This window comes from Rarobacter incanus (genome assembly GCF_006715765.1).
In the GTDB taxonomy this organism is placed as follows: Bacteria; Actinomycetota; Actinomycetes; order Actinomycetales; family Cellulomonadaceae; genus Rarobacter; species Rarobacter incanus.
In genome coordinates, this window is sequence record NZ_VFNV01000001.1 from 2,476,381 (window position 1) to 2,486,262 (window position 9,882).

At 64.6% G+C, this 9,882-nt stretch carries 9 protein-coding genes; 4 read left to right on the forward strand and 5 right to left on the reverse strand.

Annotated elements, in window-relative coordinates; all coding sequences use genetic code 11:
* The first annotated feature begins 52 nt into the window (after nt 1-52).
* Nucleotides 53-1,735 (forward strand): energy-dependent translational throttle protein EttA, encoded by a 1,683-nt coding sequence (ettA, locus tag FB389_RS10305; RefSeq protein WP_142113312.1) that lies wholly within the window; start codon nt 53-55, stop codon nt 1,733-1,735.
* Nucleotides 1,736-1,813: 78 nt separating this feature from the next.
* Nucleotides 1,814-2,254 (forward strand): acyl-CoA thioesterase, encoded by a 441-nt coding sequence (locus FB389_RS10310; RefSeq protein WP_142113314.1) that lies wholly within the window; start codon nt 1,814-1,816, stop codon nt 2,252-2,254.
* Nucleotides 2,255-2,354: 100 nt separating this feature from the next.
* Here the strand turns inward: FB389_RS10310 and FB389_RS10315 are convergent, their stop codons facing one another.
* From FB389_RS10315 to FB389_RS10325, 3 genes are all read right to left on the reverse strand, one after another.
* On the reverse strand, nt 2,355-3,290 hold the full coding sequence (locus tag FB389_RS10315) for an acyl-CoA thioesterase (RefSeq protein ID WP_246043624.1): 936 nt from the start codon (nt 3,288-3,290) through the stop codon (nt 2,355-2,357).
* On the reverse strand, nt 3,274-3,723 hold the full coding sequence (locus FB389_RS10320; protein ID WP_142113316.1) for a globin: 450 nt from the start codon (nt 3,721-3,723) through the stop codon (nt 3,274-3,276). Before FB389_RS10320 ends, FB389_RS10315 begins: the two co-directional genes overlap by 17 nt.
* 107 nt (nt 3,724-3,830) lie before the next feature.
* On the reverse strand, nt 3,831-4,682 hold the full coding sequence (locus FB389_RS10325; protein ID WP_211344989.1) for a mechanosensitive ion channel family protein: 852 nt from the start codon (nt 4,680-4,682) through the stop codon (nt 3,831-3,833).
* 154 nt (nt 4,683-4,836) lie between these two features.
* Between FB389_RS10325 and malQ the strand changes: the two genes are divergently transcribed.
* Both malQ and FB389_RS10335 read left to right on the forward strand, forming a co-directional pair.
* Entirely contained in the window at nt 4,837-7,110 is a 2,274-nt protein-coding gene (gene malQ, locus FB389_RS10330; protein ID WP_246043625.1) for a 4-alpha-glucanotransferase, read from the forward strand.
* Nucleotides 7,111-7,174: 64 nt separating this feature from the next.
* Nucleotides 7,175-7,366: a hypothetical protein gene (locus FB389_RS10335; protein WP_142113320.1), complete on the forward strand. Its 192-nt coding sequence runs from the start codon at nt 7,175-7,177 to the stop codon at nt 7,364-7,366.
* Between the two features lie 115 nt (nt 7,367-7,481).
* Here the strand turns inward: FB389_RS10335 and FB389_RS10340 are convergent, their stop codons facing one another.
* Together FB389_RS10340 and FB389_RS10345 are read right to left on the reverse strand one after the other, a co-directional pair.
* Complete coding sequence (locus tag FB389_RS10340) at nt 7,482-8,306, reverse strand: aldo/keto reductase (protein ID WP_211344990.1); 825 nt, start codon at nt 8,304-8,306, stop codon at nt 7,482-7,484.
* Between the two features lie 12 nt (nt 8,307-8,318).
* The coding region (locus FB389_RS10345) for an ERAP1-like C-terminal domain-containing protein (protein WP_211344991.1) at nt 8,319-9,882 on the reverse strand (1,564 nt) is incomplete at its 5' end.

Here is a 9,882-nt window from a genome sequence, read left to right on the forward strand (position 1 = left end):
GCAACGGTTGTGACGCTCCAACCGGCACGCATGACTACGAACGGAAAACTGAGTGGCTGAGTTCATTTATTCGATGTACAAGGCGCGCAAGGCGCACGGCGACAAGGTCATCTTGGATGATGTGTCGCTGAACTTCCTGCCCGGCGCGAAGATTGGTGTCGTTGGCCCGAACGGTGCGGGTAAGTCCACGATCCTGAAGATTATGGCGGGGCTGGACACGCCCTCGAACGGTGAGGCCCGCCTCTCGCCCGGCTTCACCGTGGGGATCTTGCAACAGGAGCCCCCGCTCAACGACGACAAGACGGTGCTTGGCAACGTCGAAGAGGGCGTCGCGGAGATCAAGGCAAAGGTCGACCGCTACAACGAGATTTCCGCGCTCATGGCGGACCCCGACGCGGACTTCGACGCGCTGCTGGCCGAAATGGGCGTGCTGCAAGAAGAAATCGACGCGGCCAACGCCTGGGACCTGGACAGCCAACTCGAGCAGGCAATGGACGCGCTGCGGTGCCCGCCGCCCGAGGCGGATGTGAAGGTGCTGTCCGGGGGTGAACGTCGCCGGGTCGCGCTGTGTAAGTTGCTGCTGGAAAAGCCTGACCTGCTGCTGCTCGACGAGCCCACGAACCACCTGGACGCAGAAAGCGTGCTGTGGTTGGAGCAACACCTGGCAACCTACCCCGGCGCCGTCCTGGCGGTTACCCACGACCGTTACTTCCTGGACCACGTCGCGGAGTGGATCTGTGAGGTCGACCGCGGGCGCCTGTACCCGTATGAGGGCAACTACTCGACGTACCTCGAAAAGAAGCGCGCCCGTCTCGAAGTGCAGGGCAAAAAGGACGCGAAGCTGGCCAAGCGTCTCGCCGAAGAGCTTGACTGGGTGCGCCAGAGCGCCAAGGGACGCCAGGCCAAGTCGAAGGCGCGCTTGCAACGCTACGAGGAGATGGCGGCCGAGGCGGAGCGCACACGCAAACTCGACTTCGAAGAGATCCAGATTCCGGCCGGTCCGCGCCTGGGCAACGTCGTCTTGGAAGCAACCGATCTAGAAAAGGGTTTCGGTGACCGCAAGCTCATCGATCACCTCAGCTTTACGCTCCCGCGCAACGGCATCGTGGGCGTGATTGGCCCCAACGGTGTGGGTAAGACGACGCTGTTCAAGACGATCGTGGGTTTGGAACCGCTGGACGCCGGAACGCTGAAGGTCGGGGAAACGGTCAAAATCTCCTACGTGGACCAGTCGCGCGGCGGCATCGACCCCAAGAAGACCCTGTGGGAGGTTGTCTCCGACGGCTTGGACTTCATCAAGGTTGGTAATGTCGAAATCCCATCGCGCGCCTACGTTGCGTCGTTCGGGTTCAAGGGCCCGGACCAGCAAAAGCCCGCGGGAGTGCTCTCGGGTGGGGAGCGCAACCGCCTCAACCTGGCGCTCACGCTCAAGCAGGGCGGCAACCTGTTGCTGCTCGACGAGCCGACCAACGACCTGGACGTCGAGACGCTCGGCTCGCTGGAAAACGCGTTGCTGGAGTTCCCCGGCTGCGCCGTCGTCGTCAGCCACGACCGGTGGTTCCTGGACAGGGTCGCAACCCACATCCTCGCCTACGAAGGAACGGAAGAGAACCCGTCGAATTGGTACTGGTTCGAAGGTAACTTCGCCTCGTATGAAGAGAACAAGGTAGAGCGGCTCGGCGCGGACGCGGCGCGTCCTCACCGCGTCACGTACCGCAAGCTCACGCGGGACTAATTACACCGACAAGCGGCCAGGCACCCACTCGGGTGCCTGGCCGCTTCACTGGCATCATCAAGGGATCAGATAACAGCCATGCCTACCGTCACCGTAGAGATACCGATCCGTTGGGGCGACCTTGACCCATACGGGCACGTCAACAACGTTGCCATGTTCTCGTTGTTAGAAGAGGCGCGCATTGCGGTGTTCTGGCACGGGAAGGCCGGCAGTCCCGTACGCATCGGTGCGGGGGTGGCAGGTGACACGGCGACGCTGGTCGCCGCGCACCACATCGAATACCTGCGGCCCTTGCTGCACAGCGATAAGCCCGCTAGCGTCACGCTCTGGGTCTCGAAGATCGGCGGCGCGAGCTTCGACATCGACTACCTGGTCAGCGACGGCGAACAGATCTGCACGCGGGCGCGCACAACCCTGGTGCTGGCGGACCCGGCAACCAACAAACCGCGCCGCATGACCAAAGACGAGCAGCGCGAGTTGCGACGGCTCAGCGACGAGCCGCTCCAGTTCCGGCGCTAGTCGTCGGTGGCGGCCCCACCATCGCGCCGCGCGCCTAACCTCCGACCCCACCATCGCGCCGCGCGGATAACCGCCGACCCCACGGCCACTACCGGCGTCGCTATCGGGGAACCCGGATCATGCCCTCCTGCGACAGCGTGGCTACATGCGTCCCGTCGGCAGCGAAAACCCGTGCGGTCGAAAGCCCGCGCGAACCACCAGCGGAAACCGCCGAGATGTCGAACAGCAACCATTCGTCGATCCGCACATCGCGGTGCCACCACATCGCGTGGTCGATGCTCGCGACATTCAGACCGGGTGTGAGCCAGCACAGGCCCGCGCCGCGCAGCACTGGTTCCAATACCAACTGGTCGCAGGCATAGGCCAAAGCGGCGCGATGCATCAGCTGACTCACGTCGGCCGGCCCCTTCGCGCGCAGCCACACGCGCTGGCGCGGCGTGCGCTGCGGGTCCGGGCGCAGGAAAAGGGGCTGTTCGACGTGGCGGATATCGAAGGGAGAATCGGTGCCCCAGAATGCCGCAGCGGGGTGATCAATGCCCGCCAGGTGATCGGTGGCCGACGGCAGCGATTCCGGATCGGGTGCGTCCGGCATTGTCGCCGCCAGCTCGATCCCGGGCTGGTCCAGTTGGAAGGACGTAATCATCGAAAGGATCGGTTCGCCGTCTTGGTAGGCGTGGGTGCGGCGCGCCGAGAACGACTTCCCGTCCCGCAGGACCTCGACGCCGAAACGCAGCGGCGTCTCAATCGAACCGGCCCGCATGAAGTACCCGTGCAGGGAGTGCGGCAGGCGCTCGCTGCCCACGGTTGCCCCGGCCGCCAGCAACGATTGCGCCAAGACCTGCCCGCCATAGACACGCCCCGTCGGCTGGTGCAAGGAGGTCCCGCCGAACACATCGGAGTCGGCGTGGCGCCCATCGCGGGCCAGCGATGGCGCCAGCGTCAGCACCTTCCACATCTGTTCCAAAGGCGCCACCTTGGAACCAGCAACCCCGCCGGCAGCTTCGAGAGGACCAGAATCGCTACCAGGCACGGACATCTGTGACACCTCCAGGGATCCGGCGGACCGAATCGTCGAATGAATTAAGCAGTGAATGGGCCGCGCGCTCCATGTAATCCCACAGCACCGTCCGATCGGCCACCGACAGATCGGCCGCGTCGACCGCAGCGCGCATGTGGGTAAGCCAACGGTCGCGGGCGTCCTCGTCAATTCGATACGGGCTGTGCCGCATGCGCAACCGCGGGTGCCCGCGTTCCTGGGAATACGTCCCGGGCCCGCCCCAGTACTGCGTTAGGAACATCGTGAGGCGCCGCGCTGCGGGCTCCAGATCAGCTTCCGGATACATGGGACGCAGGACGGGATCAGCGCTGACGCCTTCGTAGAACTTTCGCACCAATTCTTCGAAGAAGGGCGCGCCCCCGACTTTCTCGAAAAAGGTGGGAGGATCGGTTGGCGCCGCGGTGTTACTCATCGCTCCATTATCGCCGATCGGCCGCGCTTTAGCCCGAGAACCCCACAGGCCCCGGTGCAAACAACACCCGCCGACGAGCGCCCCGCCCCCCGCACGGCTTCCGCCCCTTACGAAAGCAACCCCTTGGGGACGTCCGGGGCGAGCGGGATGGAACGTTTTTCTATTTCGCCGCGCACGGCGTCGCGCAGGGCCGCGGTCACATCCGCCATCCGGTTCGAATCCGTGCGCACCGAAACACGCACGGTGAGTGATTGCGAGGTCATCGCCTCGATACCGCCCACGGTGGGTTCACCCTGGAGGCTATCCGCCAGGACCTCGTCGTGCCGGATCCTGTCGGCCGCAGCTAGTAGTGCATCGTGCAGCTGGCCCATGTCGCAGTCGAACGCCACCCGCACGGGAACCGATGCGCGCGACCATCCCTGCGTCTGGTTGCCGACCTTCAGGATTTCGCCGTTGCGCAGCGTCCACATGACGCCGTCGGCGTCGCGAATGCGCGTCACCCGCAACGCGACCGATTCAACCGTGCCGGTCACATCGCCGATATACACGGTGTCGCCGACGCCGAACTGGTCTTCTAGCAGCAAGAAAATTCCGGACAGGAAGTCCTTGACGAGCGTCTGGGCCCCGAAACCAAGGGCCACGCCCGCGATGCCGGCGGACGCGACCAGCGGCGCGATGTTGACCCCGATCCGGTCCAAAATCATCAGCGTCGCGATCGTCACGACGGTCAGCGTGGCGGCAGAACGCAATACCGTCGCCACCGTGCGGGCGCGCTGTTCGCGCCTGGGATTGTTGAACATCTCGGGGCGCACCAGTGCGTCCGGCAGCTCTCGTCGCGCCAGCGCCTCGGCTTTCCGCGTCCCGCGGATGATACGTTCGGTGGTCGTCTTGATGAGGCGACGCAGCAGCGCAAGTGTGATGATCGACACAACGAGGATCGTTACGATGTGTGCGGGCACGCCCCAGAACCAGGCCCAAAAGCTCTCTACCCAAGCGGGGGACTGCGCGACACTCCACACCTGCGCTGCCGATTTTCCGTTGGTTTGCAAAGATTCTGGGGGTGCGGAAGCTAAGGTGTGGACATATATCGGTGTGTCTGCGCTCAAGGAGACCATGCTCCTAAGGCTATCGGCATCGCTGCCCGGGTGCGTAGCCATGGAACGCGGGGTCGCTTGGGGCGGTGCGCGGCCGCAGATATCTGGCAAAATTCGTGCTGTGGAGCCTTTCAACGCACCTGCCGAAACCATGTCCGCCCCGCCCAGCGAGCGGCTGACGCACCTGGCCTCGCTATACGGGATCCAAGACCGTCACCAGGGGCATTCGGGCTCAATAGAACGGGTGGGTGCCGGAACCCTCGTCGCCATCCTGGCGGCGATGGGAGTCAAGGCTGACACGCCGGCCGCCGTCGAGCACGCAATCGCCCAGGCGCAACTGCGCGCGTGGAATGCAATGATCGCGCCGACGACAGTCGTGCGGGAGGGCGAACCGAAGGACGTGTGGGTCCATGTGGCGCACGGCGCGCCCGCCCACCTTCACCTGGAAATCGAAGAAACCGGGGACAAGGTATTTCCGGTGCAACTCGATCGCTGGGTTGACCCCGTGGAGTTGTCCGGAACGCTCACCGGGAGGGCAACGTTTCAGATCCCCGCCGACCTGCCCGTCGGCTACCACACGATGGTTGCGCAGTCCGGCGACGTGATCAGCACCGGCACGTTGATCGTCGTCCCGCAGCGTGTCCCAGAACCGCCCACGCGGATGTGGGGCGTCATGGCGCAGCTGTATTCGATCCATTCGGCCCAGTCGTGGGGGGTGGGCGACTTCGCTGATCTTGGTGATCTTTGCCATCTCATGGCTCGCCGGCTCGGCGCCGATTTTGCGCTGATCAACCCGGTTCACGCAGTCGAACCGACAGCTCCGCTGACCCCGTCGCCGTATCTGCCCACCTCCAGGCGTTTCGTGAGTCCCTGGTACCTGCGAGTCGAGCAGATCCGCGAGGCTGCCTATCTTTGCGCCGCTGACCGCGAGAAAGTCGCGCGATTGGCCGACGCGGCGGCTGCTGCAACCGCTCCGTTGGCTGGCAAACATGCCGCGCGCCTGGTCGATCGAGACACCGCTTGGACCGCGAAGCTGGCGGCGTTGCGTATCGTGCACGCGGTTCCCTTGCCGCCCGCGCGGCGCGACGCTTTTGAACGATTCTGCGCTGAGCAGGGCAAGGCCCTCGATGATTTCGCGCTGTGGTCGGTCTTGTACCAGGAATTCGGCCCGGCGCCGTGGCCCGCGGGGTACGAGTCGCCGCAGTCTGCCTCCAGCGTCGCCACCCGGCGCACGCACGGCGCCGAAATCCTCTTCCACAAGTGGTTGCAGTGGGTTGCATTCGAGCAGCTTTCTCAGGCGCAGCACAGCGCGCTTGAAGCAGGAATGAAGCTCGGAATCATGCAGGATCTGGCGGTCGGTGTCCATCCGCAGGGCGCGGACGTGTGGGCCCTAGGCGAGCTTTTGGCGCAAGGCGTCAGCGTCGGCGCCCCGCCGGACATGTACAACCAATTGGGCCAGGACTGGTCGCAACCACCGTGGCGACCCGATGCCCTGGACGCTACCGCGTATCAGGCGTATCGGGGCATGCTGCGCTCCATGTTCCAACACTGCGGAGCGGTTCGCATTGACCACGTGATTGGGCTATTCAGGTTGTGGTGGATCCCGCGCGGCGCCGACCCGCGGTTCGGGGCCTACGTCCGCTACGACCACGAGGCCCTCGTGGGGATCTTGTGCTTGGAAGCGCAGCGCGCGGGTGTGGCTGTCGTCGGTGAAGACTTGGGGACGTTCGAACACTGGGTGTCGGACTACCTAGCCGACCGCGGCCTGTTGGGCACCGCAGTGCTGTGGTTCGAAAAGGAATGGGACGGATCCGTCAAAGCGCCCGAACACTACAGGCGGTCCGCGCTAGCCACGGTCACGACCCACGACCTGCCGCCGACGGCAGGGTACTTGGAACTGGAACACGTGCGCCTGCGCGAAGAACTGGGCCTGCTAACCGTTCCCGTCGCGGAAGAGACGGCGTCGGCCGAGGCGGAAATAGCTACCGTGCGCGCGGCGCTGATCGCCCGCGGCCTGCTGGATCCGAACGGCCCGGTCGACCTCGATGACACGATCGTTGCGCTGCACAGATACTTGGCTATGACCCCGTCCTTGTTGCAGGGTGTCGCGCTCGTGGACCTTGTTGGCGAACGGCGCACGCAAAATCAACCGGGAACCGATCAGGAATACCCGAACTGGCGCGTTCCGCTCACCGACGGGACTGGCAGCGAAGTCCTGCTCGAGGACATTGCCGATGCTCCGCTCGCGGGCAGGATCGCGGCCGCAATGAACGGCCCCGACCGCGCTTGGTAGGGGCCCAAATGCCGGGACGCGACAAGGGCGTCAACAGCAATGTGTTTTGGACAGGAGCGGTCACATGCACGGCTCGAAAGTAGTCGACGGGATTCTTGCTGTTCTCGCCGTCGTCTTCTTCTCACTAGCAATTGGCGGCTGGTTTTTCGACTTGGAACCGCGACCCATCTTCCGCGCGGCCCCCACCGCGCTATTCGGGATCGTCATGGTTGTTGTCGTTCGCCAAGCAATACAGCGACAGCGCCACGGCGGCTGATTCCAGGACCGAACTAGCTTGGGGCCGCGCCGCGCTTATACGCCGGATTGATCCGGACTCGCGGTAGCCGGGGGCGGGGCCTGCGCTCGCGCGCCCCGCCCCCAGCTACACGTTTTTAGTTCAGGAACGTGAGCGGCTCTTTCCAGTAACCGTCGCCCTGGTCAAGGGCGTCGATGGCGCTCATTTCTTCGGATCCAAGCGAGAACCCGAGCAGGTCCAAGTTCGACTTGATCCGTTCGGGGGTCACCGATTTCGGGATGACGACGGTTCCGTGCTGCAGGTGCCAACGCAGGACGACCTGGGCGGGGGAGACGCGGAACTCGTCGGCAATTGCAACGATGACGGGGTTATCGAGCACCGCACCCTGCGCGATGGGCGAGTACGCCTCGGTTGCTATGCCGTGTTCGGCGTGGAATGCCCGCAGTGATGGTTGCTGCAGCGTCGGGTCGAGCTTGATCTGGTTGATCGCTGGGGTCACGCCGCTGGTCTCGATGATCCGTTCCAGCAGGTCGGGGGTGAAATTCGAGACGCCGACCTCGCGGATCAGGCCCTCGTTGCGCAGGTCCAAAACCTTCTCCCAGGCGCCCTCGTAGGTGCCGCGCGCCGGCGCCGGCCAGTGCAGCAGGTACAGATCCAGGTAGTCGGTGCCCAGCAAGGACAGCGACTTTTCGAATGCGGGGCGTACCTTGTCGGGCGCGAAGTCGTCAACCCACAGCTTCGAGGTCACGAACACGTCGGAACGCTTGATTCCGGACGAGGCCAGCGCCCGCCCCACACCCTCTTCGTTCTTGTAGATGGCGGCGGTATCGACGTGTCGATAGCCCACCTCGAGCGCGGTTTCGACCGCGGCCTGCGTCTGGTCGTTTGGGATCTGAAAGACCCCGAACCCGACTTGGGGGATGCTGACGGTTTCGGAAAGTCGAATGACGGGAATTGTCACGATGCGGACCTCTCAGTTCTTGGTTGCGGCAGCATCGACTGCCTGGGCGCGCAGGGCGCGTTCGGTTGATGACTGCTGTTCCAGTACGTAGCGGCGAAGCGCCTTCGGCTCGTCCGGGTGCGAGCGCAGCCAGGCGCCGGCCGCGTCGAGTTGTGCCTGGTTGGCGACGGTGAAGGGGAACAGCCCTTCGAGCAATTCGTCGGCGATGTGGAAGGAACGCTCGTTCCAAATGCGCGTCACCGAGTCGTAATAGGCATCCACAATGCCGTCCAAGAGCGCCGGATCGTTGACATGCACAAGACCGGCGGCGGTGTGCCGGATGATCGCGTTGGGGGCGTCCGCGTCGCCGACAATTGCCTTGAACGTCGCGACTTTGGCCGCAGCCTGCGGAATTGTTGCCCGCGCACGGGCGGCGGCCTGGCGCCCGCTCGCGGTGTCGTCCGCGGCGAGGGTCGCCGCGATCTGCGGTTCGCCGGCCGCGGCGTTCAGGACAAGCCCATCCAGAATCTCCCAGCGCAGATCGGTGTCGATCTCCAGGCCGGGGAGCGAGGCGTCGCCGTCGAACAGGGCCCGCAGTGATTGGACGTGTGCATCGGTGCTGGCAACCGCGGCGAAGGTCTTGACGAATTGGAGTTGCTGATCGCTGCCCGCCAGCGAGGAATTGGCCAGCTCCCACATGCGGTCCCCGATGGCGCGCAGCGTCTGCACGCGGTGCTGCGGGGCGACGAACGTGCGCGCGGCCGTGAGCAGCTGGCCCAGCACGGTGCGCAGCGTCGTCGATTGGTCCTCGACCGCGACGTTGGCGAGGATCAGTTCGACGAACCGGGACGCGGGGAATTCTCCATCGCGGGTCGCATCCCATGCGGCTCCCCAAATCAGGGCGCGCGTGAGGGTGTCGCCGACCTGGGAAAGGTGGGCAAGCGCCACCTGCCACGATTCTTGATCCAGGCGGATTTTCGCGTAGGCAAGGTCGCGGTCGTTGACCAGTATCAGCGCGGGGCGCTTGGTGCCGACAAGGTCGCTGACCTCGGTTTCGGCGCCCGCGACATCCAGTTCGACGGTGGCGGTGCGGCGAAGTTCCTGCCCGCCGCCGGGGGACTGCGCCAGGTCGTACAGGCCGACGGCCAGTCGATGCGGGCGCAGCGTCGGGTACTCGGCCGGAGCCGTCTGCTCGATCACGAATGAGGTGATGATCCCACTCGCGTCGGTTTCGATGAGGGGGCGCAGCGTGTTGACTCCGGCGGTCTCCAACCACAGTTTGGACCAGGCCTGGAGATCGCGCCCCGATGCGGCCTCCAACTCGGCAAGCAGGTCGGCAAGTTCGGTGTTCGAAAACGCGTGCTTCTTGAAATAGGCGGAAACGCCTGCGAGGAACTCGTCCAATCCAACCCAAGCCGCCAATTGCTTGAGCACGGATCCGCCCTTGGCGTAGGTGATGCCATCGAAATTCACCTGCACGTCATCGAGGTCGTTGATCGGGGCGACGATCGGGTGAGTGGACGGCAACTGATCTTGCCGGTACGCCCACGCCTTTTCCATGGATGCGAACGTGGTCCACGCGTCGTGCCATTCGGTC